At 67.7% G+C, this 25,457-nt stretch carries 34 protein-coding genes; 1 reads left to right on the forward strand and 33 read right to left on the reverse strand.

The features are described from left to right. Window positions 1-101: 101 nt before the first annotated feature. The 20 genes from rplO to rpsJ form a co-directional block, all read right to left on the reverse strand. A complete protein-coding gene (rplO, locus tag ACTJI8_RS13940; protein WP_440734025.1) occupies window positions 102-629 on the reverse strand; it encodes a 50S ribosomal protein L15 in 528 nt (175 codons plus the stop codon). After that, the gene (gene rpmD, locus ACTJI8_RS13945) at window positions 629-814 is read right to left on the reverse strand and encodes a 50S ribosomal protein L30 (protein ID WP_018171461.1); all 186 of its coding nucleotides are present in this window, start codon (window positions 812-814) and stop codon (window positions 629-631) included. The genes rplO and rpmD overlap by 1 nt, the downstream gene beginning before the upstream one ends. After that, window positions 814-1,506, reverse strand: coding sequence for a 30S ribosomal protein S5 (rpsE, locus tag ACTJI8_RS13950; protein WP_440734026.1), 693 nt, complete (start codon window positions 1,504-1,506; stop codon window positions 814-816). The genes rpmD and rpsE overlap by 1 nt, the downstream gene beginning before the upstream one ends. Then, window positions 1,503-1,862 (reverse strand): 50S ribosomal protein L18, encoded by a 360-nt coding sequence (rplR, locus tag ACTJI8_RS13955; RefSeq protein ID WP_267920971.1) that lies wholly within the window; start codon window positions 1,860-1,862, stop codon window positions 1,503-1,505. The genes rpsE and rplR overlap by 4 nt, the downstream gene beginning before the upstream one ends. 2 nt (window positions 1,863-1,864) lie before the next feature. Then, window positions 1,865-2,401: a 50S ribosomal protein L6 gene (gene rplF / locus ACTJI8_RS13960; protein WP_440734027.1), complete on the reverse strand. Its 537-nt coding sequence runs from the start codon at window positions 2,399-2,401 to the stop codon at window positions 1,865-1,867. Window positions 2,402-2,407: 6 nt separating this feature from the next. Then, the gene (gene rpsH, locus ACTJI8_RS13965; RefSeq protein ID WP_233312358.1) at window positions 2,408-2,806 is read right to left on the reverse strand and encodes a 30S ribosomal protein S8; all 399 of its coding nucleotides are present in this window, start codon (window positions 2,804-2,806) and stop codon (window positions 2,408-2,410) included. A gap of 151 nt (window positions 2,807-2,957) precedes the next feature. Next, window positions 2,958-3,548, reverse strand: coding sequence for a 50S ribosomal protein L5 (gene rplE / locus ACTJI8_RS13970; protein ID WP_440734028.1), 591 nt, complete (start codon window positions 3,546-3,548; stop codon window positions 2,958-2,960). Beyond that, window positions 3,548-3,907, reverse strand: coding sequence for a 50S ribosomal protein L24 (gene rplX, locus ACTJI8_RS13975; RefSeq protein WP_045249916.1), 360 nt, complete (start codon window positions 3,905-3,907; stop codon window positions 3,548-3,550). The genes rplE and rplX overlap by 1 nt, the downstream gene beginning before the upstream one ends. Before the next feature lie 3 nt (window positions 3,908-3,910). Continuing rightward, window positions 3,911-4,279 (reverse strand): 50S ribosomal protein L14, encoded by a 369-nt coding sequence (rplN, locus tag ACTJI8_RS13980; RefSeq protein WP_045271048.1) that lies wholly within the window; start codon window positions 4,277-4,279, stop codon window positions 3,911-3,913. Continuing rightward, window positions 4,276-4,593 carry a 30S ribosomal protein S17 gene (rpsQ, locus tag ACTJI8_RS13985; RefSeq protein ID WP_052674221.1) on the reverse strand — a complete coding sequence of 106 codons (318 nt, stop codon included), beginning with the start codon at window positions 4,591-4,593 and terminating at the stop codon, window positions 4,276-4,278. Before rpsQ ends, rplN begins: the two co-directional genes overlap by 4 nt. Further along, complete coding sequence (gene rpmC / locus ACTJI8_RS13990) at window positions 4,593-4,907, reverse strand: 50S ribosomal protein L29 (RefSeq protein ID WP_045271047.1); 315 nt, start codon at window positions 4,905-4,907, stop codon at window positions 4,593-4,595. The genes rpsQ and rpmC overlap by 1 nt, the downstream gene beginning before the upstream one ends. Then, on the reverse strand, window positions 4,907-5,326 hold the full coding sequence (gene rplP, locus ACTJI8_RS13995) for a 50S ribosomal protein L16 (protein ID WP_045271046.1): 420 nt from the start codon (window positions 5,324-5,326) through the stop codon (window positions 4,907-4,909). The genes rpmC and rplP overlap by 1 nt, the downstream gene beginning before the upstream one ends. Next, window positions 5,326-6,081, reverse strand: coding sequence for a 30S ribosomal protein S3 (gene rpsC / locus ACTJI8_RS14000; protein ID WP_440734029.1), 756 nt, complete (start codon window positions 6,079-6,081; stop codon window positions 5,326-5,328). Before rpsC ends, rplP begins: the two co-directional genes overlap by 1 nt. Continuing rightward, window positions 6,081-6,461, reverse strand: coding sequence for a 50S ribosomal protein L22 (gene rplV, locus ACTJI8_RS14005; RefSeq protein WP_375903449.1), 381 nt, complete (start codon window positions 6,459-6,461; stop codon window positions 6,081-6,083). Before rplV ends, rpsC begins: the two co-directional genes overlap by 1 nt. After that, entirely contained in the window at window positions 6,461-6,742 is a 282-nt protein-coding gene (rpsS, locus tag ACTJI8_RS14010; RefSeq protein WP_233312364.1) for a 30S ribosomal protein S19, read from the reverse strand. The genes rplV and rpsS overlap by 1 nt, the downstream gene beginning before the upstream one ends. Window positions 6,743-6,754: 12 nt before the next feature. Beyond that, on the reverse strand, window positions 6,755-7,594 hold the full coding sequence (rplB, locus tag ACTJI8_RS14015; RefSeq protein ID WP_233312365.1) for a 50S ribosomal protein L2: 840 nt from the start codon (window positions 7,592-7,594) through the stop codon (window positions 6,755-6,757). 20 nt (window positions 7,595-7,614) lie between these two features. Next, the gene (rplW, locus tag ACTJI8_RS14020) at window positions 7,615-7,932 is read right to left on the reverse strand and encodes a 50S ribosomal protein L23 (RefSeq protein WP_045249924.1); all 318 of its coding nucleotides are present in this window, start codon (window positions 7,930-7,932) and stop codon (window positions 7,615-7,617) included. Beyond that, window positions 7,929-8,585: a 50S ribosomal protein L4 gene (gene rplD, locus ACTJI8_RS14025; protein WP_440734030.1), complete on the reverse strand. Its 657-nt coding sequence runs from the start codon at window positions 8,583-8,585 to the stop codon at window positions 7,929-7,931. Before rplD ends, rplW begins: the two co-directional genes overlap by 4 nt. 5 nt (window positions 8,586-8,590) lie before the next feature. After that, window positions 8,591-9,250: a 50S ribosomal protein L3 gene (gene rplC / locus ACTJI8_RS14030; RefSeq protein ID WP_233312367.1), complete on the reverse strand. Its 660-nt coding sequence runs from the start codon at window positions 9,248-9,250 to the stop codon at window positions 8,591-8,593. Window positions 9,251-9,260: 10 nt separating this feature from the next. After that, window positions 9,261-9,569 (reverse strand): 30S ribosomal protein S10, encoded by a 309-nt coding sequence (gene rpsJ / locus ACTJI8_RS14035; protein ID WP_017201594.1) that lies wholly within the window; start codon window positions 9,567-9,569, stop codon window positions 9,261-9,263. Window positions 9,570-10,855: 1,286 nt separating this feature from the next. On the opposite strand from rpsJ, the gene ACTJI8_RS14040 reads away from it, so the two are divergent. Then, the gene (locus ACTJI8_RS14040) at window positions 10,856-11,443 is read left to right on the forward strand and encodes a hypothetical protein (protein WP_440734031.1); all 588 of its coding nucleotides are present in this window, start codon (window positions 10,856-10,858) and stop codon (window positions 11,441-11,443) included. A gap of 11 nt (window positions 11,444-11,454) precedes the next feature. Here the strand turns inward: ACTJI8_RS14040 and ACTJI8_RS14045 are convergent, their stop codons facing one another. The 13 genes from ACTJI8_RS14045 to ACTJI8_RS14105 form a co-directional block, all read right to left on the reverse strand. Next, a complete protein-coding gene (locus ACTJI8_RS14045; RefSeq protein ID WP_440734032.1) occupies window positions 11,455-12,357 on the reverse strand; it encodes a hypothetical protein in 903 nt (300 codons plus the stop codon). A gap of 262 nt (window positions 12,358-12,619) precedes the next feature. Next, complete coding sequence (locus tag ACTJI8_RS14050) at window positions 12,620-13,642, reverse strand: helix-turn-helix domain-containing protein (protein WP_440734033.1); 1,023 nt, start codon at window positions 13,640-13,642, stop codon at window positions 12,620-12,622. After that, the gene (locus ACTJI8_RS14055) at window positions 13,639-15,156 is read right to left on the reverse strand and encodes a polysaccharide biosynthesis tyrosine autokinase (protein WP_440734034.1); all 1,518 of its coding nucleotides are present in this window, start codon (window positions 15,154-15,156) and stop codon (window positions 13,639-13,641) included. The genes ACTJI8_RS14050 and ACTJI8_RS14055 overlap by 4 nt, the downstream gene beginning before the upstream one ends. Before the next feature lie 231 nt (window positions 15,157-15,387). Continuing rightward, window positions 15,388-15,612 (reverse strand): hypothetical protein, encoded by a 225-nt coding sequence (locus ACTJI8_RS14060; protein WP_440734035.1) that lies wholly within the window; start codon window positions 15,610-15,612, stop codon window positions 15,388-15,390. A gap of 160 nt (window positions 15,613-15,772) precedes the next feature. Next, a complete protein-coding gene (gene tuf, locus ACTJI8_RS14065; RefSeq protein WP_105686027.1) occupies window positions 15,773-16,963 on the reverse strand; it encodes an elongation factor Tu in 1,191 nt (396 codons plus the stop codon). Window positions 16,964-17,131: 168 nt separating this feature from the next. Next, the gene (fusA, locus tag ACTJI8_RS14070) at window positions 17,132-19,246 is read right to left on the reverse strand and encodes an elongation factor G (protein WP_440734036.1); all 2,115 of its coding nucleotides are present in this window, start codon (window positions 19,244-19,246) and stop codon (window positions 17,132-17,134) included. Window positions 19,247-19,367: 121 nt separating this feature from the next. Further along, window positions 19,368-19,838, reverse strand: coding sequence for a 30S ribosomal protein S7 (gene rpsG / locus ACTJI8_RS14075; RefSeq protein ID WP_045271034.1), 471 nt, complete (start codon window positions 19,836-19,838; stop codon window positions 19,368-19,370). A 5-nt stretch (window positions 19,839-19,843) separates the two neighbouring features. Beyond that, complete coding sequence (gene rpsL, locus ACTJI8_RS14080; RefSeq protein WP_017201609.1) at window positions 19,844-20,212, reverse strand: 30S ribosomal protein S12; 369 nt, start codon at window positions 20,210-20,212, stop codon at window positions 19,844-19,846. 369 nt (window positions 20,213-20,581) lie between these two features. Then, window positions 20,582-21,229 carry a spermidine/putrescine ABC transporter substrate-binding protein gene (locus tag ACTJI8_RS14085; RefSeq protein WP_440734037.1) on the reverse strand — a complete coding sequence of 216 codons (648 nt, stop codon included), beginning with the start codon at window positions 21,227-21,229 and terminating at the stop codon, window positions 20,582-20,584. Window positions 21,230-21,416: 187 nt separating this feature from the next. Beyond that, window positions 21,417-21,854, reverse strand: a complete 438-nt coding sequence (locus ACTJI8_RS14090; protein ID WP_440734038.1) for a hypothetical protein — start codon at window positions 21,852-21,854, stop codon at window positions 21,417-21,419. 96 nt (window positions 21,855-21,950) lie between these two features. Continuing rightward, entirely contained in the window at window positions 21,951-23,078 is a 1,128-nt protein-coding gene (locus tag ACTJI8_RS14095; RefSeq protein WP_440734039.1) for an ABC transporter, read from the reverse strand. Between the two features lie 161 nt (window positions 23,079-23,239). Continuing rightward, the gene (locus ACTJI8_RS14100) at window positions 23,240-23,383 is read right to left on the reverse strand and encodes a hypothetical protein (protein ID WP_440734040.1); all 144 of its coding nucleotides are present in this window, start codon (window positions 23,381-23,383) and stop codon (window positions 23,240-23,242) included. Between the two features lie 101 nt (window positions 23,384-23,484). Continuing rightward, complete coding sequence (locus tag ACTJI8_RS14105; RefSeq protein ID WP_440734041.1) at window positions 23,485-25,377, reverse strand: glycoside hydrolase family 13 protein; 1,893 nt, start codon at window positions 25,375-25,377, stop codon at window positions 23,485-23,487. Window positions 25,378-25,457: the final 80 nt, after the last annotated feature.

Consider the following 25,457-nt stretch of genomic DNA (forward strand, 5'->3'; position numbering starts at 1 on the left):
CTTGCCTTCCTGCAAAGGGAATGACGCCCGATGAGGGACAGTCGATTACCCAGGGTAACGCAAGAGGGGCCGGAGAAATCTCCGGCCCCTCTCGACGAGTGTTACTTGACGGATCCGCCGGCGGCGACGATCTTCTGCTCTGCGGAGCTGGAGACCTTGTCGACCGACACGGTCAGAGCCACGGCGATGTCGCCGTTGCCCAGGACCTTGACCTTCTCGTTCTTGCGAACCGCGCCCTTGGCCACGAGGTCGGCGACGGTGACGTCTCCGCCCTTCGGGTAGAGCTCGGCGAGCTTCTCCAGGTTCACGACCTGGTACTCCACGCGGAACGGGTTCTTGAACCCGCGCAGCTTCGGGGTGCGCATGTGCAGCGGCATCTGCCCACCCTCGAAACCGACGCGAACGGTGTTGCGGGCCTTGGTGCCCTTGGTGCCGCGACCGGCGGTCTTGCCCTTGGAGCCCTCACCGCGACCGACACGGGTCTTCGCGGTGTTGGCGCCGGGGACCGGACGCAGGTGGTGCACCTTCAGGACGCCGGGACGGGAGACCGTGGTCTCCTCGGCCTTCTTGGCGGCCGGCTTCTTGGCATTCGCGGCGGTGGTGGTGGCCGCTTCCTTCTTCTCAGCCATTAGTCGATCTCCTCAACCTTGACGAGGTGAGCGACCGTGCGGACGTAACCGCGGGTCTGGGCATCGTCGGGACGGACGACCGAGTCGCCGATCCGCTTGAGGCCGAGCGAACGCAGCGTGTCGCGCTGGTTCTGCTTCTCACTCACCTTGGACTTGACCTGCGTGACCTTGAGGCGCGCAGCCATCAGGCACCTGCCTTCTGCGCAGCGATGGCCTCAGCCTCTGCGCGGACGAGACGCGCCGGGGCGACCTGGTCGAACTCGAGGCCACGACGCGCGGCGACCGCACGGGGCTCCTCGAGCTGCTTCAGGGCGGCCACCGTCGCGTGCACGATGTTGATCGTGTTCGACGAACCGAGCGACTTCGACAGCACGTCGTGGATACCGGCGCACTCGAGCACGGCGCGGACCGGACCACCGGCGATAACACCGGTACCGGCGGCAGCCGGGCGGAGCAGCACGACGCCGGCAGCGGCCTCGCCCTGCACCGGGTGCGGGATGGTCGATGCGGAGCGCGGCACGCGGAAGAAGTTGCGCTTGGCCTCCTCGACACCCTTCGAGATGGCGAGGGGAACCTCGCGGGCCTTGCCGTAGCCGACACCCACGAGACCGTTGCCGTCACCCACCACGACGAGCGCGGTGAAGCTGAAGCGACGGCCGCCCTTGACGACCTTCGACACGCGGTTGATGGTCACGACGCGCTCGAGGAACTGGTTGTCCCCGCGGTCGCGCGAGTTGCGGTCGCGACCGCCCTGACCGCGGTCGCGGCCACCACGGCCGCCGCGGCGCTCATCGCGCTGCGGAGCCTCGGTGCCGGCCGCCGTCTCGGCGGGAGCCGTAGCCGTCTCGGTCACTTCGTTCTCCTTGTTGTCACTCACAGTGCCAGACCCCCTTCGCGGGCGCCGTCGGCGATGGCCGCGACACGACCGGCGTACCGGTTGCCACCGCGGTCGAACACGGCCTCCGAGACACCGGCGGCCTTCGCGCGCTCGGCGACGAGCTCGCCGACCTTGCGGGCCTTGGCGGTCTTGTCACCGTCGAAGCCGCGCAGGTCGGTCTCGAGGGTGGAGGCACTGGCCACGGTGTGGCCCTTGCTGTCGTCGACCAGCTGCACGAAGACGTGGCGGGCCGAACGGGTGACGACCAGGCGCGGACGCGCCTCGGTGCCCTGGATCTTCTTGCGAAGGCGGGCGTGACGACGCGAGCGGGCGTCGGACTTCGTCTTGATAGCCATGGTTACTTACCACTCTTTCCGGCCTTGCGACGCACGACCTCGCCGGCGTAGCGCACACCCTTGCCCTTGTACGGCTCGGGCTTGCGGATCTTGCGGATGTTCGCAGCCGCCTCGCCGACGGCCTGCTTGCTGATGCCGCTGACGGTGAGCTTGTTGTTGCCCTCCACCGTCAGGGTGATGCCGGCGGGCGGGTCGATCAGAACCGGGTGCGAGAAGCCGAGGGCGAACTCGACCGAGTTGCCCTTCTGCTGCACGCGGTAGCCGGTGCCGACGACCTCAAGGCCCTTGGAGTAGCCCTGGGTCACGCCGATGATGTCGTTGCTGATGAGCGTGCGGGTCAGACCGTGCAGCGAACGCGAGGCGCGCTCGTCGTCCGGACGGGTGACGAGAACCTGGTTCTCCTCGACCGACACCTCGATGGGGGAGGCCACGGTGAGCGAGAGCTCGCCCTTCGGGCCCTTCACCGACACCGCACGGCCGTCGACCGAAACGGTCACGCCCGCGGGGATCTCGATGGGAAGTCGTCCAATACGCGACATTTCAGATCACCACACGTAGGCGAGAACTTCTCCGCCCACGCCCTTCTGCTCAGCCTGGCGGTCCGTGAGGAGCCCCGAGGAGGTGGACAGGATCGCGACGCCGAGGCCACCGAGCACCTTGGGCAGCTCCGTCGACTTCGCGTACACGCGGAGGCCGGGCTTGGAGACGCGCTTGATGCCGGCGATCGACCGCTCGCGGTTCGGGCCGTACTTCAGCGAGATGGTGAGGTTCTTGCCGACGCGGGCGTCGGAGATCTCCCAACCCGAGATGTAGCCCTCCTGCTGGAGGATCTCAGCGATGTGGGTCTTCAGCTTGCTCGACGGCAGGGTCACGGAGTCGTGATGCGCCGAGTTCGCGTTGCGCAGACGGGTCAGCAGATCTGCGACCGGGTCTGTCATCGTCATAGTTGTCTTCTTTCGTTCATGAGGTTCCGGCTGCCGTTACACGGCAGACGGCCTGCGATGAGCACGCAATTTTCAATTGTACGTCACGTGCAACACGCCCGAAGACCGGATCCCGAGGAAGCCCCCGGGATCCGGTCTTCAAGACATGGTCTTACGCCTGCGCGTCGTTCGACTTGAACGGGAAGCCGAGGAGACGCAGCAGCGCCCGGCCCTCGTCGTCGTTCTTCGCCGTGGTGACGACAGTGATGTCGAAACCGCGGACGCGATCGATGCGGTCCTGATCGATCTCGTGGAACACGCTCTGCTCCGTGAGACCGAAGGTGTAGTTGCCGTTGCCGTCGAACTGCTTGTCCGAGAGACCGCGGAAGTCGCGGATACGGGGCAGTGCGAGGTTCACGAGGCGGTCCACGAACTCCCAGGCGCGGTCACCGCGGAGGGTGACGTGCGCGCCGATGGGCTGACCCTCGCGCAGCTTGAACTGCGCGATGGACTTGCGGGCCTTCGTGACGATCGGCTTCTGGCCGGTGATCTTGGTGAGGTCGTCGACCGCACCATCGATCACCTTGGAGTCACGAGCCGCCTCACCGACACCGGTGTTGACGACGACCTTGACCAGGCCGGGGATCTGCATGACGTTCTCGTAGCCGAACTCGTCCTGCAGAGCCTTCTTGATCTCGTTGTTGTACTTCGCCTTCAGGCGGGGCTGCACCTTGACAGCGCCCGCGGCGTCAGCAGCCGCCATCAGAGGTCCTTACCGCTCTTCTTCGCGTAGCGCACGCGGACCGTGCGCTTCACGCCGTCCTTGACCTGCTCCTCGACGCGGTGACCGACCTTGGTCGGCTTCTTCGTCTCGGGGTCGACCAGGGCGACGTTCGAGATGTGGATGGGGGCCTCGATGGTCTCGATGCCGCCCGTCTTCGTGCCGCGCTGCGTCTGTCCGACGCGGGTGTGCTTGGTGGCGTAGTTCACGCCCTCCACGATCACGCGGTTCTGCTCGACGAGGACCTCGAGGACCTTGCCCTGCTTGCCGCGGTCGCCGCCCTTTTCCTGCTTGCGGCCGGAGATGACCTGAACCAGGTCACCCTTCTTGATGTTCGCCATGAGTTACAGCACCTCCGGGGCGAGCGAGACGATCTTCATGAACTTCTTGTCACGAAGCTCACGACCGACCGGGCCGAAGATACGGGTGCCGCGGGGCTCCCCGTCGTTCTTCAGGATCACGGCGGCGTTCTCGTCGAACTTGATGTACGAGCCGTCGGGACGACGGGTCTGCTTCTTGGTGCGGACGATGACGGCCTTGACCACATCACCCTTCTTCACGTTCCCACCGGGGATCGCGTCCTTGACCGTCGCGACGATGATGTCGCCCAGGCCGGCGTAACGACGGCTGGAACCGCCGAGCACGCGGATGGTGAGCAGCTCCTTGGCGCCGGTGTTGTCGGCGACCTTGAGTCGGGACTCGGTCTGGATCACTTTGCCTTCTCCAGGATCTCCACCAGACGCCAGCGCTTCGTGGCGCTCAGCGGGCGGGTCTCGTTGATGAGAACGAGGTCGCCGATGCCGGCGGTGTTGTTCTCGTCGTGCGCCTTGACCTTCGTCGTACGGCGGATGACCTTGCCGTACAGCGGGTGCTTCACGCGGTCCTCGACCTCGACGACGATGGTCTTGTCCATCTTGTCGCTGACGACGTAGCCGCGGCGCGACTTGCGGTAGCCACGAGCATCGGCGTCGCGCACATCGTGCGAGACGACCTCTGCCTCAGCGGCAGCAGCCTTCTTCTCAGCCATTACTCGGCCTCCTCCTTCGGCGCGTCAGCCTCGTCGGCCTTCTTCGCCTTTGCCTTGGACGCCTTCTTGGCCGGAGCCTCGACCGGAGCGGGCGTCGCACGGATGCCCAGCTCGCGCTCGCGGATCACGGTGTACAGGCGCGCGATGTCGCGCTTGACGGCGCGGATGCGGCCGTGGCTCTCCAGCTGGCCGGTGGCCGACTGGAAACGGAGGTTGAACAGCTCCTCCTTGGCCTTGCGCAGCTCCTCGACGAGGCGCTGGTCTTCGAACGTGTCGAGCTCGGTCACACCGAGCTCCTTGGTGCCGATCGCCATTACGCGTCGCCCTCCTCGCGCTTGATGATGCGTGCCTTGAGCGGCAGCTTGTGAATGGCACGGGTCAGGGCCTCGCGAGCAAGTTCCTCGCTGACGCCCGCGACCTCGAAGAGGACGCGACCCGGCTTGACGTTGGCGACCCACCACTCGGGGGAACCCTTACCGGAACCCATGCGGGTCTCGGCAGGCTTCTTCGTGAGCGGACGGTCGGGGTAGATGTTGATCCACACCTTTCCACCACGCTTGATGTGACGGGTCATCGCGATACGAGCGGACTCGATCTGACGGTTGGTCACGTAAGCGGGGGTGAGGGCCTGGATACCGAACTCGCCGAAGGAGACCTTCGTGCCGCCGGTCGCCGCACCATCACGCTTGGGGTGATGCTGCTTGCGGTACTTGACCTTGCGAGGGATAAGCATCAGGCAGACGCTCCTTCTGCGACGGGAGCCTCGTTGCGCGGGCCACGGCGGCGGTCGCCACCACGGTCGTCACGACGGGACTTCGGTGCGTTGGCCTGCTCGCGAGCAAGCTCCTTGTTGGTGAGATCGCCCTTGTAGATCCAGACCTTCACGCCGATGCGGCCGAAGGTGGTCTTGGCCTCGTAGAAGCCGTAGTCGATGTTCGCGCGCAGCGTGTGCAGCGGCACACGACCCTCGCGGTAGAACTCCGACCGGCTCATCTCCGCGCCGCCGAGGCGGCCCGAGACCTGGATCCGGATGCCCTTGGCACCAGCGCGCTGGGCGCCCTGGAGGCCCTTGCGCATGGCGCGACGGAAGGCGACACGAGCAGAGAGCTGCTCGGCGATGCCCTGCGCGACGAGCTGAGCGTCGGCCTCGGGGTTCTTCACCTCGAGGATGTTCAGCTGGATCTGCTTGCCCGTGAGCTTCTCGAGGTCGCCACGGATGCGCTCCGCCTCGGCGCCGCGGCGGCCGATGACGATGCCCGGACGAGCGGTGTGGATGTCCACACGCACGCGGTCGCGGGTGCGCTCGATCTCGATGTTGCTCACGCCGGCGCGGTCGAGCTGCGTCTGCAGGAGCCGGCGGATCTTGATGTCCTCGGCAACGTAGTCGGCGTAACGCTGACCCGGCTTGGTCGAGTCAGAGAACCACCGGGACACGTGGTCCGTGGTGATGCCGAGGCGGAAGCCGTACGGGTTTACCTTCTGTCCCATTACTTGCTCGCCTTCTCGTTCTTGGCGACCTCAGGGGTGGCCAGCACGACCGTGATGTGGCTCGTGCGCTTCTTGATCTGGAACGCGCGGCCCTGGGCGCGGGGCTGGAAACGCTTCAGCGTCGTCCCCTCGTCCACGAAGGCGTTCTTGATGTAGAGATCCTGCTCATCGAGGAACTCGCCGTCACGATCGGCCTTCACCTGGGCGTTGGCGATCGCGGAGTGCACGAGCTTGTAGATCGGCTCGGAGGCGCTCTGCTGCGCGAACTTCAGGATGGCGAGGGCTTCCTGCGCCTGCTTGCCCTTGATCAGGGCGACGACACGACGAGCCTTCTGCGGGGTCACGCGGATGTGCTTCACGCGTGCGACGGATTCGACCATTAGCGGCGCCGCCCCTTCTTGTCGTCCTTCACGTGGCCGCGGAAGGTGCGGGTGGGCGCGAACTCGCCCAGCTTGTGACCGACCATGCTCTCGGACACGAACACGGGGATGTGCTTGCGTCCGTCGTGCACGGCGATGGTGTGTCCCAGCATGGCGGGGATGATCATCGACCGGCGGGACCAGGTCTTGATGACGTTCTTGCTGCCGGCTTCGTTCTGCACGACCACCTTGCGAAGCAGGTGCTCGTCGACGAAGGGGCCCTTCTTAAGACTGCGAGGCATCTTCTCTTACTCCTACTTGCGCTTCTTGCCGGCGTTGCGACGACGCACGATGTACTTGTCGCTTTCCTTGTTGGCGTGACGGGTGCGTCCCTCAGCCTGGCCCCACGGGGAGACGGGGTGACGTCCACCGGACGTCTTGCCCTCTCCACCACCGTGCGGGTGGTCGACCGGGTTCATGGCGACACCACGGACGGTCGGGCGCACGCCCAACCAGCGCTTGCGGCCGGCCTTGCCCCAGTTGATGTTCGACTGCTCGGCGTTGCCGACCTCGCCGATCGTCGCACGGCAGCGCGCGTCGACGTTGCGGATCTCGCCGGAGGGCAGACGCAGCTGGGCGTAGGGGCCATCCTTCGCGACCAGACGCACGGAGGCGCCGGCGGAGCGGGCCATCTTCGCGCCGCCGCCGGGGCGGAGCTCGATGGCGTGGATGACGGTACCCGTCGGGATGTTCTTCAGCGGAAGGTTGTTGCCCGGCTTGATGTCAGCGCCGGCACCCGACTCGACGATGTCGCCCTGCTTCAGCTTGTTCGGCGCGATGATGTAGCGCTTCTCGCCGTCGAAGTAGTGCAGCAGCGCGATGCGCGCGGTGCGGTTGGGGTCGTACTCGATGTGAGCGACCTTGGCGTCGATGCCGTCCTTGTCATTGCGACGGAAGTCGATGACGCGGTACTGGCGCTTGTGGCCACCACCGATGTGACGGGTCGTGATGCGGCCCTGGTTGTTGCGGCCACCGGTCTTGCTCAGCGGGCGCAGCAGCGACTTCTCGGGCGTCGATCGGGTGATCTCGGCGAAGTCGGCCACCGACGAGCCGCGGCGACCCGGGGTCGTGGGCTTGTACTTGCGAATAGCCATGTTCTGTCCTTATCCCCCGGTCAGTTCACTGCCGTGAAGATGTCAATGGTGCCCGACTTCAGGGCGACGATGGCGCGCTTGGTGTCCTTGCGCTTGCCCGTGCCGAAGCGGGTGCGGCGAGCCTTGCCGACGCGGTTGATCGTGTTGACGCTGGCGACCTTGACGTCGAAGATCTTCTCGATGGCGAGCTTGATCTCGGTCTTGGAGGCGCGGGGGTCCACCAGGAAGGTGTACTTGCCCTCGTCGATCAGGCCGTAGCTCTTCTCGGAGACGACCGGCTTCAGGATGATGTCGCGCGGGTCCTTGTTGGCAGCCGCGGCGAGGATGTTGTCGCTCATGCGGAGACCTCCTCGGTTGCGCCGGACTTCAGCGCGACGAACGCGTCGAAGGCCGCCTTGGTGAAGACGATGTCGTCGGAGTTGACCACGTCGTAGGCGTTCAGCTGGTCGAAGTACAGCACGTGCACAGAGGCCAGGTTGCGGACGCTCAGGGCGGTGAGGTCGTCTTCGCGGTCGATGACCACGAGGAGGTTCTTGCCCGGGAGCGCCTTCAGGAAGGCGGCGGCCGTCTTGGTGGACGGCTTGCCCTCGATGCCGAAGGACTCGACGACGTGCAGGCGCTCACCGCGGAAGCGGTCGCTCAGCGCACCCAGCAGGGCGGCAGCGATCATCTTCTTGGGGGTGCGCTGCGAGTAGTCGCGCGGCTTCGGGCCGTGGACGATGCCACCACCGGTCATGTGCGGCGCACGGATGGAGCCCTGACGGGCGTTACCCGTGCCCTTCTGCTTGAAGGGCTTGCGACCGGCACCGGAGACCTCACCACGACGCTTGGTCGAGTGGGTGCCCTGGCGTGCCGCGGCGAGCTGCGCGACGACGACCTGGTGGATGAGCGGAACGTTGGTCTTGGCGTCGAAGATCGCGGCGGGGGCGTCGACCGTACCGGTCTTCTTGCCGCCTGCGAACACGTCGAGCGTCAGAGTGGTGTCAGCCATGGGACTCAGGCACCCTTCACTGCGTTGCGGACGTAGACGATGCGGCCGCGCGCGCCGGGGACGGCGCCCTTGACGAGCAGCAGACCCTTCTCGGCGTCGACGGCGTGCACCGTGAGGTTGAGGACGGTCACGCGCTCGCCACCCATACGACCGGCCATGCGCATGCCCTTGAAGACACGGCTCGGGGTCGAGGAAGCACCGATGGAACCGGGCTTGCGGTGGTTGCGGTGCGAACCGTGCGAGGCGGAGACACCCTTGAAGTTGTGACGCTTCATGACACCGGCGAAGCCCTTGCCCTTGCTGGTGCCGACGACGTCGACCAGCTGGCCGGCCTCGAAGGTGCCGTCAACCGTGAGCTCCTGGCCCAGGCTGTAGTCGCCGGCGTCCGCGGTGCGGATCTCGGTGACGTGACGGCGCGGGGTGACCCCGGCGGCCTCGAAGTGGGCGGTGAGCGGCTTGTTGACCTTGCGCGGGTCGATCTGACCGGCCGCGATCTGCACGGCGTTGTAGCCGTCCTTCTCGGGGGTGCGGATCTGGGTGACCACGTTCGGGGCCAGCTCGATCACGGTGACCGGGATCAGCTTGCCGTTCTCGTTCCAGACCTGGGTCATGCCGAGCTTGGTGCCGAGCAGTCCCTTGGAAATCTTTGCGTTGATGTCGACCATCGTGATCCCCTTACAGCTTGATCTCGATGTTGACGTCAGCAGGAAGGTCGAGACGCATGAGCGAGTCAACGGCCTTCGGCGTCGGGTCGACGATGTCGATCAGACGCTTGTGGGTGCGCATCTCGAAGTGCTCGCGGCTGTCCTTGTACTTGTGGGGCGACCGGATGACGCACACGACGTTCTTCTCGGTCGGAAGCGGCACCGGGCCGACGACGGTCGCGCCCGCACGGGTCACGGTGTCGACGATCTTGCGGGCCGACGTGTCGATGACCTCGTGGTCATACGACTTCAGGCGAATGCGGATCTTCTGTCCCGCCATTGTCTGCTCTCTCTCATTAAGCGTCGTACCGGCCCGGATCGGATGATCCGGGGGCATTGGACGCGCGACGGCGCGTTCTGCACCTTCGCACTCCTCCTCCTGGCCCTGACCCTTGCGGATCGGACCTCTTGAAGGGGCGCACCACTGTTCTGCTGTCAGCCCGGGGCCTCACGACCCGCGGAAGCCGACCCCCGCACATGGCAGGGCCTCGGTGAGGAGGTGTCGGTTGTCTGTTCTGCTGCCCGCGGCCCAGATCCCTGCGCCCGCTTCCATGGATCTCTCCGTGGAAGGGCGCCGTCTGTGCACTGCCCTGGCAGTGATCCAGCGCGCATCGGGACGCGCACCGGAATGTGGAACCTCAATAGTCTACGTGCAGCCCGGGCGTGTCGCAAACTCGGGCGTGTCGCGACGGCGTGTCCGGCGTGTCTCGCGTGGACGGGGATGGGTGGCAGGCGCTTACTGGTCGCGCACCGTACGCTCACTCGTCACAGATTGCGGTCATCCACGCCGCATGACCGCAATACCCGACCACCGCACGACCTCCGCTCCGGGGGCGATTCCGGCCCCCGCCTCCCCGAGTCACTCACTGGTCGCAGATTGCGGTCATCCACGCCGTATGGGCGCATTACGCGACCACTGAACGAGGCTTCGCCTGGGGCGGCTCCGGCCTCCGCGCCATGTGCCGCTCACCGGTCGCAGATTGCGGGGATCCACGCCATTTGACCGCAGTTTGCGACCACTGAACGAGGAGGGAACGCCCTGCACAACCGGGCCCGGGAAGCCGTTGTCCACGACTTCCGCGATGTGCGCCCCATGCGGCGAAGCCGAGCGACATCGTTGTCCGCATGCGACAGCCGACGCCCCTTCCCCTTGCTCTTGGCGATACGTTCACCCGGGCGCAAGGACTTGCCGCGGGCCTCACGCCTTCACGCCTGCGGAGTTCGGATCTGCGTGCGCCGTTCCACGGGGTCCGCATGACGGTTGCGAGCGTAAGCGAACTCGGCGAGAACCAGGATCCGGATCCTTTCTCCGATGCCTTGGCTGATGCCGTGAGACTTCTGTCCGACGCCTACGCTCCGGCTATGCCGCAGGGCGCGCATCTCAGCCACTCCACCGCGGCAGTACGGCACCGGATCCCGCTACCGCGACGAGCTTTCCCCAGGCACGACAGTCCTCGGCTGCCCGAGGTGGATCGGGTGCAGGTGGAGGCCGCGATGCCGGCACCGGGGCGAGCGCCCCGGGGCCCTCGTATACGCGGTCACCAGTCCGCACCGGAACTCGAGGCCGTGACGCTGGTCGATGGGGTGCCGGTGGCCACGCCCGCAGCGACCTGGGCATCGCTTGCCGGCCGCCTCAGCGTCGACGAGCTCGTCGCCGTCGGGGATGCGATCGTGCGGATCCCCCGCATGCCAGGACCGTTCGGTTGGGTGCTTCGCCCGCCTTTGGTCACGTTCGAGGAGCTCGACGCGGTCATCCGGGCAGGACGCCGTCCCGGGATCATCCGGCTTCGCGAGGCGCGTACTTTGATCCGCATCGGATCCGCCTCCCCGAAGGAGACCGAACTGCGACTCGCTCTGACAACAGGGGTCGCGCTGCCCACCCCGGTGCTCGACTTCGACGTCTACGCGGGAGGCGCGTTCCTCGGCTGCAGCGAGATCGCGTACCCGTACTACCAGGTGGCCGTCGAGTATGAAGGCGACTACCACCGCACCGATCGCCTGCGTTGGAGGAAGGACATCGAGAAGTACCAGGCGTACACCGAAGCGGGATGGCGTGTGGTGCAGATCACCGCGGAGCACCTCCGTCAGAGCGGCGAACCCGCTCGTCGCGTCCGCGCCGCGCTGCGGCAAGCGGGGTGGTGGCCCCGCCGCTAGTCTCCCGGCGCTCAGTTCCAGTCTGTTGTCGTCACGGAGGGAGAGACTGTCGCGAACTGCGTCCCCGAAAGGCTCCGCACAGCGGCGATCTTGATCGGCCGGCTGTTCGTCCCGATCGCCCCCGTCGCGTTGAGTCGGAAGCTCAGGGTGCTGGTCGCACCTGCGGGAACCGAACCGGAATAGGTGAACACATAGGTGATCGAATCTTGGTTCGCGGACGCGCTTGTGAAGCTCCACCCGGGGCCCGACACGACCGTCCCAGAGGCGTTGAGAACGTGCTGATTCTTCTTCTGATCGACCGTGAATGTCAGGGTGGCGTGAGTCACCGGAGCCACTCCCGCGGGAGGCGTGAATGTTGCTGTGCCCGCGAGGTAGCCGGGATTGCCAGACCCCACGGATCCCGCGTTGAGGGTGGCGTTCATGCCGGTGAACGGAGGGAGATTCGCCCCGAAATCGATACCCCGGTTGATCGCACAGGAGCCCTTCGTCCACACCGCGCTGCCGGTATAGCCCCCGGTGAACGAGCCGCTGAACGAGAGCGACGTCCCTGGCGCACCGTTGATGGTCAGGACGGTGTTCCCGCTGCCGTCCGTGGTGCGAGCGATCGGTGTACCGGATGTCGTAGTAGCAGGCACGGTGATGCTCGGCGCGCCCGCCTTCGGGACGAGCGTGATCACGAGCGACCAGCCCGACAGCGGCTGAGCTCCTGCGGTCTTGGCTACGCCATAGGTCGCGGTGTAGTTGGAACCGCTGACGACGAAGCCCGTCCCACCCACGCTGTAGTCGGCGCAACCACTCGCGGCGTACGCCGGCACCGCCACAGCCGCAGCCACCACCGGAACGCTCCAGGCGGCGCCCTTCAGCACCGTGCGGCGGTGCAGCCCGGTCGCGCTGTTCCCCAGAGTCTCGTTCATGATGTCTCCCAGATGGCTTGCGCCTACATCGGTCTCGACCGCACCCGGTCCCAACCGGATGCGAAAGTCAGCGCCCCAGCGCGTCGTGTCCCGAGTTCATGACAGCGCATCGGATCGACGCGACTTCGCGACTTGCCTTCGAGACGACGCAATCGGCCGGATACGCGTCGCACTCGGTACGATCCGTCGCGCGGGGATGGCCGACATGGCTGCGCTGCGCGGAATCGGCCACCGGATCCGACTGCGCAGCGGGCCGCCGGCCTCAGCTCGCGAACCTGACGCCCATTCGCACCGCCGACGGCGAGGGCAGGCCCTCGCGCACCATCGCCCTGGCAAGCGGCGAGCCTCCCGAGAACCCGACGCGATGCGCGATCTCGTCGATGCTGGATGTGCCGGTCGGATCCTCGCTGAGCAGTCGCACCGCCGCATCCAGCCGCGCGTGCCGCACCTCCCGGGCGATCGTCGTGCCATGCGCGTGGAACTGCCGCTCCAACTGCCGCACGGACAGGTTCACAGCCTCGGCGATCCGCCGCGAGCCGAGCCGGGGATCCGCGTGCATGCGCATGATCACCGCCAGCGCGCGCCGCATCGGACTGGGCGCCTCCTGCACGGCCTCGACAGTCAGCAGCCGCGCCACCATGTCCCGCATGAGGAGCTCGATGTGAGGATGCGGCACGCCCATCGCCTCGCGGTCGACCGCGGTCGCGACCTCCCCGGCGAACGCGATCACGCCGCTGAGCAGCGTCTCGCCACCGGCCGCGGGGCGGACCCCGGCGGCCACCTCCTCCCCCGGCGGCACCGGCACCGTGATCGAGATCAGCTCGCTCGGTCGCAGCACCGCCGCCATCGCGGTGCAATCCGACATCAGCATCGCGCCGTTCTGCGTCACCTCGAACGGTGCGGATCCTCCGCGCACCGCCACGCGTCCGCGACGCACGCCGTGCACCGCCAGCATGCCCTTGCCCGCGGTCAGCGATAGCACCCCGCCGGTCGCCCGAGTCAGTCGGATCCGCACATCGCCGAACTCGCGCTCCACGAGCTGCGCGGCGCCAGCCGGCGGCACAACGGGGCCCGGCAGCACGACGGCCGCACTGGCCGACGGCACAACGGCGCCCGCCAACATGGCAGCACCCGGCGACGCGGCGCCAGCAGGCGACGCGACAACAACACCCGCCGGCGACACGACGGCAGCAGCCGGCGACACGGCGGACGGGGGCACCGTCGACGCGGAGCCCGAACGCGCGCCCGACGAGGACTGCACCCCCGCCACAATCTCGGCGGTCATCGCCGCACCTGTCCGATCAGCTCGTCGAACTCGGCGGATCCCGGGTCGGAGGCGACGTACCCGCTGTTCCTGCCGACATACCCGCCGCCGTAGTAGCCGTACCCGGTGCGGTCCATGCCGCGCAGGGGGATCTGGTTGATCACCACGCCGAGGGAACTCGCCCCGGCCTTCTCGAGGTTCGACAGCGCCTTGCCGAGCTGGTCGATGTGCGTGGTCCCGGCCCTGACGACGACGATCGCGCCGTCGCCCTGCGTGGACAGGATCGCGCCGTCGGTGACAGGCAGCAGGGGCGGCGCATCCACGAGCACGATCGCATGCTCGGACAGGGTGCGCAGCACATCGTGCATCACAATCGTGCCGACCAGCTCGCTCGGGTTCGGCGGCACCGTGCCCGCCGCCAGCAGGAAAAGGTTGCGGTGCAGCACCGAACGCTGCAGCACATCCCCGATATCGGCGTTGCCGACCAGCACATCGGTGAGCCCCGCCACGCCGGGCAGACCGAAGGTGCTCGCGACGGTGGGCCGGCGCAGGTCCCCGTCCACCAGCACGACGTGCTTGCCGGACTCCGCGATCGCGAGCGCGAGGTTCGCCACCACCGTCGACTTGCCGTCCCCGGGCAGGGGGCTCGTGAGCACGATCACCTTCGGCGGATTGTCCACGTGCAGAAACTGGATGTTCGTGCGCAGTTCGCGCAGTGCCTCGGCCAGCGGCAGGTGCTCGTTGTCGGCGCGTGCGCTCGAGGTGGCGATCAGACGCTGCTCGCTGCCCGTCAGCTTCGGGTCGGCGGGGAGGGTTCCGATCACCGAAACCCCGAAAGTCGATTCGACGGCCGAGGCGGAGCGGATCCGCTTGTCCGCCGTGTTGCGCACCAGCGCCCACGCGATGCCGAGTGCGAGGCCGATGAGAGCGCCCAGCAGCAGGTTCAGCCTCGTGTTCGGGGAGCTCGGCGAACTCGGCAGCACCGCCGTGTCCCCCGGCACGAGTGCGACCACCGCCGCGTTCGCGGTGCTTCCGTCTCCCGTGTCCGAGGAGGTGGCGTCCCCCGTCGCCGCGGCGCCGACCTGCGTCAGCACCTGCCCGCTCTCGAGTTTCTGCACCTCGACCGCCAGCGCGCGGATCCACGCGTTCGCGAGATCCTGCGCCTCCTGCGGCGTGGGAGCCTGGGCGGTGATCCGCAGCGTCACCGTGTCGAGCGGCACCGACGCGGAGATCCGATTGACGAGCGCCTGCGGCGAGATCTTGAGGCCGAGCTGCCCGATGACGGCCTGGGCGACCGTCCGGTTCTTCGCGATCTCGATGTAGGACTTCGCCCGGGACTTCGCATAGGTGTCGCCGAGAGATGCGATGCCCGTGGAGCCGCTGCTCTGCGAGACCACGAATCCGCTCGCGTCGGCGGTGTACACCTTGGGCATCAGCAGACTGACGCCGAACGCCACAGCCACGCCCAGTGCAGTGCTCAGCACGATGGCGGCCCAGTGCCGACGGACGACACGCCAGTAATCTTCGATGTTCACAACGACCCGCTCCCCAGCAGCGATCTGTTCCTACTCGTCCTCCCACAGGACATCCGCAGTATATCGAGTGCGGGTCCGCTGTCACCCCCGGATTCCGCGCTCGTACCAGGCCGCCTCTCGGAAGGGCTCCTGGCTTCGGAACGCCGGCCGGATCCTCCGCGGATGGATCCGGCACACGACAGAGGGCGGAGCGCCGCTGCGCTCCGCCCTCTGAAAGTTCTCAGTTCGAGATCACTCGTTGCCGACCTGCTTGTCGAGGTTGTCGCGGACGCCGTCGATCTGCTCGGCAGCCCCGGGGGCGACCTTCTTGGCGAGGTCCGCAGCGCCACCCAGCACGGTGTCGCTGACGCCCTCGGCCTGCTCGCTGTGCAGCAGCTCCTCGACCTTGTCCTTGTTCTCCTCGAAGAACTCCTTGCCCTTGTTCACCGCGTCGTTGATGGCGTCTCCGAGACCCATGGGGTTCCCCTCCCTTGATCGAGCCGGCTGTCGGCTCGCACCTCGCCATTCTGCACGGCGGACCTGGCCTTCGACAAGACCCGGCCCGAAGCCGGAGCACCGCGGGAACGACAAAGGGGCCGAGCCCAAAGGCTCGACCCCTTTACGCGGAAGCAGATGCTTACTTGACGATCTTCGTGACCGTGCCGGCGCCGACGGTACGGCCACCCTCACGAATCGCGAAGCCGAGGCCCTCCTCCATGGCGATCGGCTGGATCAGCTCGACCGACATGTCGGTGGTGTCACCAGGCATGACCATCTCGGTGCCCTCGGGCAGCGAGATGACGCCGGTGACGTCGGTGGTACGGAAGTAGAACTGCGGGCGGTAGTTCGTGTAGAAGGGGTTGTGGCGGCCACCCTCGTCCTTGGACAGGATGTACGCGGTGCCCTCGAAGTTGGTGTGCGGGGTGATGGAACCCGGCTTCACCACGACCTGGCCGCGCTCGACGTCCTCGCGCTTGGTGCCACGAAGAAGAAGACCACAGTTCTCGCCGGCCCACGCCTCGTCGAGCTGCTTGTGGAACATCTCGATACCCGTGACCGTGGTCTTCTGCGTCGGGCGGATGCCGACGATCTCGACCTCGGAGTTGATCGCGAGGGTGCCACGCTCGGCGCGGCCCGTGACGACCGTTCCACGACCGGTGATCGTGAACACGTCCTCGATCGGCATCAGGAACGGCTTGTCCTTGTCGCGCACCGGGTCGGGGATCGAGTTGTCGACGGCCTCCATGAGGTCGAGGATGGACTGGGTCCACTTCTCGTCACCCTCGAGCGCCTTCAGGCCCGAGACGCGCACGACGGGCGCGTCCTCGGCGAAGCCCTGGCTGGCGAGCAGCTCGGAGACCTCGAGCTCGACGAGCTCCAGGATCTCCTCGTCGTCGACCATGTCGGCCTTGTTCAGCGCGACGAGCAGGTACGGCACGCCGACCTGCTTGGCGAGCAGCACGTGCTCACGGGTCTGCGCCATCGGGCCGTCGGTGGCGGCGACCACGAGGATCGCGCCGTCCATCTGAGCCGCACCGGTGATCATGTTCTTGATGTAGTCGGCGTGACCGGGGGCGTCGACGTGAGCGTAGTGACGCTTCGGGGTCTCGTACTCGACGTGCGAGATGTTGATCGTGATACCGCGCTGACGCTCCTCGGGCGCGGAGTCGATCGACGCGAAGTCGCGCTGAACGTTGGTGGCCGACGGGAACTTGTCGGCGAGCACCTTCGAGATCGCAGCGGTGAGCGTGGTCTTGCCGTGGTCGACGTGACCGATCGTTCCGATGTTCACGTGCGGCTTGGTCCGCTCGAACTTGGCCTTAGCCACTGGGTCCTCCTCAGGACGTCATGTAGGGGCACCGGGCACTGGATTGTGACCGCTTTCCTACGGGTTTGATTCTCAGTTTAGTAGAGAGACGATGTGAAGTTGTCTGAGTGCCTGTGAGGCCCGGCCCTTCGACAGGCTCAGGGTCCGAGCCTCACAGGCTCCTAGGGCTTACTCGCCCTTGGTCTTCTGGACGATCTCGTCGGCGACGGCGCGCGGGACCTCAGCGTAGCTGTCGAACTCCATCGAGTAGACGGCACGGCCGGACGTCTTCGAGCGCAGGTCGCCGATGTAGCCGAACATCTCGGACAGCGGGACCGACGCGCGCACGACCTTGACGCCCTGGGCGTCCTCCATCGACTGGATCTGACCACGACGCGAGTTCAGGTCGCCGATGACGTCGCCCATGTACTCCTCGGGCGTACGCACCTCGACGGCCATGAGCGGCTCGAGCAGCACCGGGTTCGCGCGCTTGATGGCCTCTTTGAAGCCCATCGAGCCCGCGATCTTGAACGCCATCTCCGAGGAGTCGACGTCGTGCGAGGCGCCGTCGAGCAGGGTCGCCTTGACGCCCACCATCGGGAAGCCCGCCAGCGCGCCGGCCGCCATCGCGTCCTGGAAGCCCTGGTTGGTCGGCTCGATGTACTCGCGCGGGATGCGCCCACCGGTCACGCTGTTGACGAACTCGTACGACTTCTCCGAGTCGAGGTCGAGCGGCTCGATCGTGAACTGGATCTTCGCGAACTGACCCGATCCACCCGTCTGCTTCTTGTGCGTGTAGTCGTACTTCTCGACGGCCTTCTTGATCGTCTCGCGGTACGCCACCTGCGGCTTGCCGACGTTGGCCTCGACGTTGAACTCGCGCTTCATGCGGTCCACGAGGATGTCCAGGTGCAGCTCGCCCATGCCCTTGATGGTCGTCTGACCGGTCTCGGGGTTGAGCTCCGTGCGGAACGTGGGGTCCTCTTCGGCGAGCTTCTGGATGGCGACACCCAGCTTCTCCTGGTCGGCCTTGGTCTTCGGCTCGATGGCGACCTCGATCACCGGCTCCGGGAACGTCATCGACTCGAGAACGACGGGCGATGCCGGGTCGGTCAGGGTGTCACCCGTGGTGGTGTCCTTCAGACCGATGACGGCGTAGATGTTGCCGGCGGTGACCGCGGGAACCGGGATCTCCTTGTTGGCGTGCATCTGGAAGATCTTCCCGATGCGCTCCTTCTTGCCCTTGGTCGAGTTGATGACCTGGGCACCGGACTCGAGCTCGCCCGAGTAGACGCGCACGTAGGTGAGGCGACCGAAGAACGGGTGCACGGCGACCTTGAACGCGAGGGCCGCGAACGGGTCCTTCGCGTCGGGGTGACGCTCGATGATCGTGTCGTAGTCCTTGGGGTCGTGCGCCTCGATCGAGCCCACGTCGAGCGGGTTCGGGAGGTAGTCGATGACGGCGTCGAGCATCGGCTGGACGCCGCGGTTCTTGAACGCCGAGCCGCACAGGACCGGGTAGATCTCGGAGGCGACCGTCATCTTGCGGATCGCGCCCTTGATCTCGGCGACGGTGAGCTCCTCGCCGCCGAAGAACTTCTCGAGCAGGACGTCGTCGCTCTCGGCGACGGTCTCGAGCAGCACCTGGCGGTACTCCTCGGCCTTGTCCTTGAGGTCGGCGGGGATCTCCTGCACCTCGTAGGACGCACCCATGGTCACGTCACCCTTGGAGTCACCGGCCCAGACGAGCGCGCGCATCTCGATGAGGTCGACGACGCCGACGAAGCTGCTCTCGGAGCCGATCGGCAGCTGCATGACGAGCGGCTTGGCGCCGAGGCGGTTCACGATGGTGTCGACGGTGTAGTAGAAGTCCGCGCCCAGCTTGTCCATCTTGTTGACGAAGCAGATGCGGGGGACGTTGTACTTGTCAGCCTGACGCCACACGGTCTCGGACTGGGGTTCGACGCCCTCCTTGCCGTCGAACACGGCGACCGCACCGTCGAGGACGCGGAGCGAGCGCTCCACCTCGACCGTGAAGTCCACGTGACCGGGGGTGTCGATGATGTTGATCTGGTTCTTGTTCCAGTAGCAGGTCACGGCGGCAGACGTGATCGTGATGCCGCGCTCCTTCTCCTGCTCCATCCAGTCGGTCGTCGAGGCGCCGTCGTGGGTCTCGCCGATCTTGTGGTTCACACCCGTGTAGAACAGGATGCGCTCGGTCGTCGTGGTCTTACCGGCATCGATGTGCGCCATGATGCCGATGTTGCGGACCTTGCTCAGGTCGGTGAGCACTTCTTGTGCCACGGGGGTGTGTCCTTATCTTCTTGCTGTCGTCACGCGACGAAGGAAAAGTGTGGGGTGCCGGGACCGGATCCGATGTCTCGACAAGCGAGGCAGCCGGATCCGATCCCGGCCCGACTGGTGATTACCAGCGGTAGTGCGCGAACGCGCGGTTCGACTCGGCCATCTTGTGAGTGTCCTCGCGGCGCTTGACCGCGGCGCCCAGGCCGTTCGAGGCGTCCAGGATCTCGTTCTGGAGACGCTCGGTCATGGTCTTCTCACGGCGGCTCTTGGCGTAGCTGACGAGCCAGCGGAGGGCGAGGGTGTTCGCGCGGTGCGGCTTCACCTCGACCGGGACCTGGTAGGTCGAGCCACCGACGCGGCGGCTGCGGACCTCGAGGGTCGGGCGCACGTTGTCGAGCGCCTTCTTCAGGGTGGCGACAGCGTCCTGACCGTTCTTCGCCTCGACACCCGAGAGGGCGCCGTAGACGATCGACTCGGCGAGGGACTTCTTGCCGTCGACCAGGATCTTGTTCACCAGCGAGGTGACGATCGGAGCACCGTAGACCGGGTCGTTGACAACGGGGCGCTTGGGGGCGGGGCCCTTACGAGGCATCTAACTCAACCCTTCTTCGCGCCGTAGCGGGAACGAGCCTGCTTACGGTTCTTGACGGCCTGGGTGTCCAGGGCGCCACGGACGATCTTGTAGCGGACACCGGGGAGGTCCTTGACACGACCACCGCGCACGAGCACCAGCGAGTGCTCCTGCAGGTTGTGGCCCTCACCGGGGATGTAGGCCGTGACCTCGGTACCGTTGCGGAGCTTCACACGAGCGACCTTGCGCATCGCCGAGTTCGGCTTCTTCGGGGTGGTGGTGTACACGCGGGTGCACACGCCGGCCTGCTGCGGGTTCGACTTCAGAGCGGGAGCCTTGGTCTTGGTGACCTTCGGCGAACGACCCTTGCGAACCAACTGCTGAATAGTTGGCACTGCTTCTCCTTGTTGTGCTGCACGGTGACAGCGTGATGGGTTCACATCAGACCCGCCCGCGCGCCGAGAACGACGTGCGTTTGAATGGTGGGTATGCCGTGGGGGCGGAACCGGCGAATGCCGGTGCCCGGTACGCGCGCGTCAAGACACACGCATACCCGCTCTATGGTAATGCGCCGTAACACGCCCGGTCAAATGCGCACGAACGGCGCGCCGGGCGCCGATCCGCGGGGCGGAGGCCCTGATGCGTGACGAGCACCGCCCGGATCTGTGAGCCATCGAACGCCAGTCCGGATCCGGTCTCCCAGGGAATGTTCGGCTGCGCGAGCGGATCCGCTCGCGGATCCGGCTCCGATCGCGCGGATCCGGTCAGAGCGTGTCGGGGTCGAAGGGCGAGTCCAGCGCCTCGGTCAGCTCGGCGAGCATCGCCTCGATCTGCGGCTCGACGTATTCGCTGATCGCGGCCTGCACTCGCAGGCGGTGCCGGAGCAGCAGCCCGCAGATCTCGCGACCCACGACGTTCGCGTAGTCGTCGGCGAGGGCGACCTCGTGGCGCAGCGCGGCCTTCGCATCGTCGCTGAGCGGCGGCAGGGGAGGCAGCTCCCCCGCATCCTCGTCGGCCATCCCGGCGAGCGTGAACAGGAAAGGGGCGCCGGGAACCGGATCCGGATCCAGCGGCATGCCCTCGTACTCGGGCTCGAGGTCCTCCGTCGGGCGGTAGGCGCGGGCGCGATTGCGGGCGGCCTGCTGGTCGAGCTCGCCCTGCAGCATCGGCAGGTTCCGCGCGGTGTACTCGGCGACGGCGTGGTCGACGATGGTCTTGATGCGGGTGGACAGTCCGTGCTGCACGCCGTGCGGCACGTTCCCGCCGATGCCCGCGGCGGAGAGCACGGGAGAGCCCAGGCAGCGGCGGCACGGCGCCACCCGCCCGCGGTGGGTGGCGGGCTCCCAGCGCGGCACCCAGCGCAGCCAGGCCTCCACAGCCAGGTCGACCTGCGTCTCCAGCGAGCGCTCCACGCCTCCAGCGTACGGGGCGGACACGCCCGGGAGGTCGCGGCACGCGAGATCGAGTGCCGCGGTGCCGGCCGAGATCAGGTCGATGGACCGAGAACAGGAGGATCCCGATCGGATCCGCCCTGTTCTCGGGCGACTCACCTGATCTCGGCATGCGACGTCAGCCGCCGCGCGGGGCAGGACGATCGCGTCAGGGCTGCTCGTCGTCGTCCTTCTCCCACGGCCAGCGGGGAGGCCGGGCCTCCGTGCGACGCAGTGCGATCGCCACCCACGCCGCGATCAGTGCGGCGATCACGATGACGGCGCTCGCCCCGCCCAGCACGAGCTGCCCGGCGGCGGCCGTGGCGTCGACCGCTCCCGCGCCCTCCGCCACCGCGGCTCCCCACACGCCGCCCAGGTGCACGAGCGCCGCGCCGAGCGCGAGGAAGACCGTCGCGACGAACGACGGATGCGGGTTCGCGAGCACGCCCCGGAGCGACAGCGCGAACACCACCACGGCCAGCACCATGCCGACGATGCCGGGCAACTGGCCGAGCCGGGGCACCGCGATGAGGTCGTGTTCCGTGAGCAGGCTGAGCATTCCGAGCCCCATGATGGCCAGCGCGAAGAACGAGACGACCCCGATCACCCAGGCGAGGACAGGACGAACCCCCGCGGGCGGTGGCTCGCGGGGGTTCGGCGGGAAATCGTTCGTGATGCTCTCCTGCGGTGCAGGCCGGCGCCGCTACGGCAGCTGGGGTCCGGCTTCGAGGACGCGCTCGTACTCGCGCTGCGCCTCGTCGTTCTGCGCGGTGCGGCGGGCGCCGGCGCGGGCGGCCCAGGCGCCGAACCAGATGGTGAGCTCGCGGCCGAAGATGAACGCGGCGATCGCGAGCGGGGCGAGCAGCTGACCGTTCACGTTCTCGGCCAGCTGAGTCGCACCGAGCTTCCAGAACTCGACGGATCCGATCGCGCCGAGCAGGTGGCCGCCGTACGCGAAGCCGCCGACGATGATCCCGAAGACGACCCAGTAGCCCCAGCGCCCGCGGTTGATGATGCCGCCGAGCAGCCAGAATCCGATCGCGAACACGACGACCGGGATCCACAGCCCAGGGCTGCGGAGCTGGTCGAGCAGGTAGGTGCCGATGCTGTCGGTGGTGACCTTGCCGTCGAACGCGGCGATGCCCAGGGCGGTGCCGAGGTAGAGGATCGCGAAGGCGATGGCCGCCAGCAGGCCGATGCCGAAGATCGCACCGCGGTTGCCGCGCTCGCGCGGAGGCTCGGGAGCCTGCACGAAGATGGGTGGCGGCACCTCGGTCACCCCCGGGGTGATGACGGCCGGCGCGAGCACCTGCGTGGGCGCCTCGGCGGCGGTGTCGACGCGCGTGGTCGGGCTCTCGAACATCGAGGTCTCCGTGGCGGCCGCCGCGGCGATGACGGCGGGGGTCTCGGCGGGCGACGGCGGAGTGAAGGTGCCGCCGAACGTGCCGGGGTATGCCGCCTCAGCCGCCTCGAAAGCAGCGAGATCGGCGTCCGCGGCACGCTGGTCCGCGGCACGCGCATCCGCGGCAGTCGCCCCGTCGGCGGCGCGCTCGGCCTCGGCGAGGCTCTCGTTCGCGCTCTGTGCGACGGCGGCATGGTCGGGCTGCACGGCATCGGCGACATCCTCGCCGGTGCGCTCGACTGCAGTGGCCGGGACATGCGCGTCGGCGCCCTCGGCCGGGGCCGGCTGCACGACTGCGGCCTCGACCGCGGCGCCCTCAGCGGGGACAGCCGCGGTGTCGGCACCCTGGGCGTCCGCCTCGGGCGCGGCGGCCACGGCGTCGTCGACGTCGTGCGCCTGCGCCGGCTTCGAAACCTCGTGGTCACTCATATGAGCTCCTCCATACGGATACGGTGATTCGAGGCTATCTCCGAGGCAGGGCACCGCCGCGCAGACCTGCCGGAAACCGCGGATGCCGGATCCGGATCGGCGTCGTATCCGGATCCATCGCCCGCGTCACGGGTCGGATCCGCGTCACATCCGGATCGGCGTCACCGATGCAGCAGGCCGGAGAAGTAGGTCACCATCACCGGCCCCATGGGCGCGGCGAGGTACACGAGCCCTGCGATGACCCCGGCGCAGACGACGCCCGCGAGCCACGCGATCCCGGTGTTGCGCCCCCCGATCCGTGCCATACCCCGAGGGTACGAGAGCGGAGCGCGCGGGCGCGGGCGGCGCGCGGCGGACGCGTCGCCCGCACCCTCGGCGGACGTCAGGGAGCGCTCAGGTGCGGGGCTCAGCCGGCGTCCGGCGCGGCCACGCCGGGCAGCGTCCACGCGGCGAACACCGGCCCCTCGGCAGCGAGCGCAACGGCGCCGTCGTCGGCGACGGCGAGGGTCGCGTCGCCGAACAGCGCCTCAGCCGCCGCGGCTCCCGCGAGCGCCCCGGCCGGGAGCTCGATGTCGACGTCGCCCCGGGCGGCGAGCACGAGCACGGTCTCCTCGGCCGACTCCCGCACGAACACGAGGCCGTCGTCGTCGACGTGCAGCCACCGCAGCCCGCCGGTGCCGAGCACGGGGTGCGCGCGGCGCAGCCCGACCAGGTCGCGGTACAGCGCGATGCGCTCCGCGGTATCCGGCTGCCCCTCTGTCCCCCATGGGATCGGTGTGCGGCTGGCCTCGCCGTCCACGCCGGTGAGGCCGAACTCGTCGCCGGCGAACACGACGGGCAGCCCCGGCAGCGTCATCGACAGGCCGACAGCGACGGGCACCGTCCCCGGTGCAGCGTTGGTGGCGAACCGTGCGGTGTCGTGCGTGTCCAGCGGCTGCATGTTGCCGAGCCGCACCCGCCACGGGATCCCCCCGGTGAATCGGGCCATCGAGTCGACCACGTCGCGCGCGGTGTAGCGCGGGATGCCGCCGGTCTGCATGCCGAAGAACCAGCTCTCGGTGCGTTCCTCCCCTTCCGCGGTGAGGTACGGAGCACCGTTCGGCTCGCTGAGCCAGGCCCATACAGGGCGGGTGAAGGACGGATAGGTCATCGCGCCGTCCCAGCCGTCGCCCTGCAGATCGCTCGTGGCGTCGTTGGTGGACTCGCCGAGCAGGATCGCATCCGGGTTGATCCCCCGCACGGTGTCACGCAGCAACCGCCGGACATCCGCGTTCAGGTCGATCGCCCCGAGGCGCCCGGTCATGTTCGCGACGTCGACGCGCCAGCCGTCGGCGCCATAGGGCGGCTTGAGCCAGCGGGCGACGGCCGAGTCCTCGCCTGTGATGAACCGCTTGCGCAGCTCCTCACTGGCCCAGTCGAACTTGGGCAGGCTGCGTGCACCCAGCCAGCACTCGTACTCGGTGTTGTCGTCGTTCGTGAAGTAGTAGAACCGCTCCTCGGGCGCTCCGGGGGTACCGAACGCCGCCCGGAACCACTCGTGGCGGTCGCCGGAGTGGTTGCTGGTGAGGTCGCCGATCACCTTGATGCCGCGGGCATGCGCCTCCTCGATGAGGTGCGCGTACGCCTCGTCGCCGCCCAGCAGCGGGTCGACGCGCAGGAAGCTCGAGGCGTCGTAGCGGTGGTTGGACGCGGCCGGGAACACCGGCGTAAGGTAGAGCAGGTTGACCCCGAGCTCGACCAGGTGGTCGAGATGCTCCACGATCCCGGGAATGTCTCCCCCGTAGAACTGATGCGCCCGGCCCGGCATGACCGGATCCACCGGGGTGTCCCAGTCCGCCGGGATCGCCCAGTCGGGCGTCGGGTGCTCGTCGGCCTGGGCCGAACGGGCGAAGCGGTCCGGGAACACCTGGTACATGACCGACTCGTGCAGCCAGGCGGGCGGCGCGGGTTCGGCGACCAGGGCGAAGTCCTCGGCGTCGAGCGTCTCCAGACGGTGGATGCCGGTCTGGTTCAGCCATTCGATCCGGCCGTCCTCGTGCTGCAGCAGGAACCGGTAGCCGTGCCGCGGATTGCGCACGGTGACCGGCGCCTCCCACCACTCCCAGCCATCGGCGCTGCCGATCCGCTCGGCGTCGGTCCACTCCGGCTCGTGGTCGGGGTTGGATCGGGTGCGGGCGGCCGCGATCGGGCCGTAGCCGGCAGGCACGCGCAGCCGCACTCGGACGACATCGCCCAGAGCGGGGGCGTCGTCGGAGACGTGCAGCGGGGATCCGTCGTGGTGCGGGAGCAGAGCGGTCATGTCGAGGCCTTTCGTGGTGCGGCGGCAGCCCGCCGGAGTCGACGTGGTTGCACGACCGATGCCGTGACAGAGCCCTTGGA

It is taken from the genome of Microbacterium sp. 22303 (assembly GCF_052045265.1).
In the GTDB taxonomy this organism is placed as follows: domain Bacteria; phylum Actinomycetota; class Actinomycetes; order Actinomycetales; family Microbacteriaceae; genus Microbacterium.

Bases quoted from the DNA above. Each gene is read 5' to 3' on its own strand.
- rplO (WP_440734025.1), bottom strand. From the start codon at position 629: ATGGCTGAGAAGAAGGAAGCGGCCACCACCACCGCCGCGAATGCCAAG.
- rpmD (WP_018171461.1), bottom strand. From the start codon at position 814: ATGGCTGCGCGCCTCAAGGTCACGCAGGTCAAGTCCAAGGTGAGTGAG.
- rplR (WP_267920971.1), bottom strand. From the start codon at position 1,862: ATGGCTATCAAGACGAAGTCCGACGCCCGCTCGCGTCGTCACGCCCGC.
- rplF (WP_440734027.1), bottom strand. From the start codon at position 2,401: ATGTCGCGTATTGGACGACTTCCCATCGAGATCCCCGCGGGCGTGACC.
- rpsH (WP_233312358.1), bottom strand. From the start codon at position 2,806: ATGACGATGACAGACCCGGTCGCAGATCTGCTGACCCGTCTGCGCAAC.
- rplE (WP_440734028.1), bottom strand. From the start codon at position 3,548: ATGGCGGCTGCTGACGCCGCGGGCGCTGTCAAGGTGCAGCCCCGCCTG.
- rplX (WP_045249916.1), bottom strand. From the start codon at position 3,907: ATGGCGAACATCAAGAAGGGTGACCTGGTTCAGGTCATCTCCGGCCGC.
- rpsQ (WP_052674221.1), bottom strand. From the start codon at position 4,593: ATGGCTGAGAAGAAGGCTGCTGCCGCTGAGGCAGAGGTCGTCTCGCAC.
- rpmC (WP_045271047.1), bottom strand. From the start codon at position 4,907: ATGGCGATCGGCACCAAGGAGCTCGGTGTGACCGAGCTCGACACGTTC.
- rplP (WP_045271046.1), bottom strand. From the start codon at position 5,326: ATGCTTATCCCTCGCAAGGTCAAGTACCGCAAGCAGCATCACCCCAAG.
- rpsC (WP_440734029.1), bottom strand. From the start codon at position 6,081: ATGGGACAGAAGGTAAACCCGTACGGCTTCCGCCTCGGCATCACCACG.
- rplV (WP_375903449.1), bottom strand. From the start codon at position 6,461: ATGGTCGAATCCGTCGCACGCGTGAAGCACATCCGCGTGACCCCGCAG.
- rpsS (WP_233312364.1), bottom strand. From the start codon at position 6,742: ATGCCTCGCAGTCTTAAGAAGGGCCCCTTCGTCGACGAGCACCTGCTT.
- rplB (WP_233312365.1), bottom strand. From the start codon at position 7,594: ATGGCTATTCGCAAGTACAAGCCCACGACCCCGGGTCGCCGCGGCTCG.
- rplW (WP_045249924.1), bottom strand. From the start codon at position 7,932: ATGAGCGACAACATCCTCGCCGCGGCTGCCAACAAGGACCCGCGCGAC.
- rplD (WP_440734030.1), bottom strand. From the start codon at position 8,585: ATGGCTGACACCACTCTGACGCTCGACGTGTTCGCAGGCGGCAAGAAG.
- rplC (WP_233312367.1), bottom strand. From the start codon at position 9,250: ATGGTCGACATCAACGCAAAGATTTCCAAGGGACTGCTCGGCACCAAG.
- rpsJ (WP_017201594.1), bottom strand. From the start codon at position 9,569: ATGGCGGGACAGAAGATCCGCATTCGCCTGAAGTCGTATGACCACGAG.
- ACTJI8_RS14045 (WP_440734032.1), bottom strand. From the start codon at position 12,357: ATGAACGAGACTCTGGGGAACAGCGCGACCGGGCTGCACCGCCGCACG.
- ACTJI8_RS14050 (WP_440734033.1), bottom strand. From the start codon at position 13,642: ATGACCGCCGAGATTGTGGCGGGGGTGCAGTCCTCGTCGGGCGCGCGT.
- ACTJI8_RS14060 (WP_440734035.1), bottom strand. From the start codon at position 15,612: ATGGGTCTCGGAGACGCCATCAACGACGCGGTGAACAAGGGCAAGGAG.
- rpsG (WP_045271034.1), bottom strand. From the start codon at position 19,838: ATGCCTCGTAAGGGCCCCGCCCCCAAGCGCCCCGTTGTCAACGACCCG.
- ACTJI8_RS14095 (WP_440734039.1), bottom strand. From the start codon at position 23,078: ATGAGTGACCACGAGGTTTCGAAGCCGGCGCAGGCGCACGACGTCGAC.
- ACTJI8_RS14100 (WP_440734040.1), bottom strand. From the start codon at position 23,383: ATGGCACGGATCGGGGGGCGCAACACCGGGATCGCGTGGCTCGCGGGC.
- ACTJI8_RS14105 (WP_440734041.1), bottom strand. From the start codon at position 25,377: ATGACCGCTCTGCTCCCGCACCACGACGGATCCCCGCTGCACGTCTCC.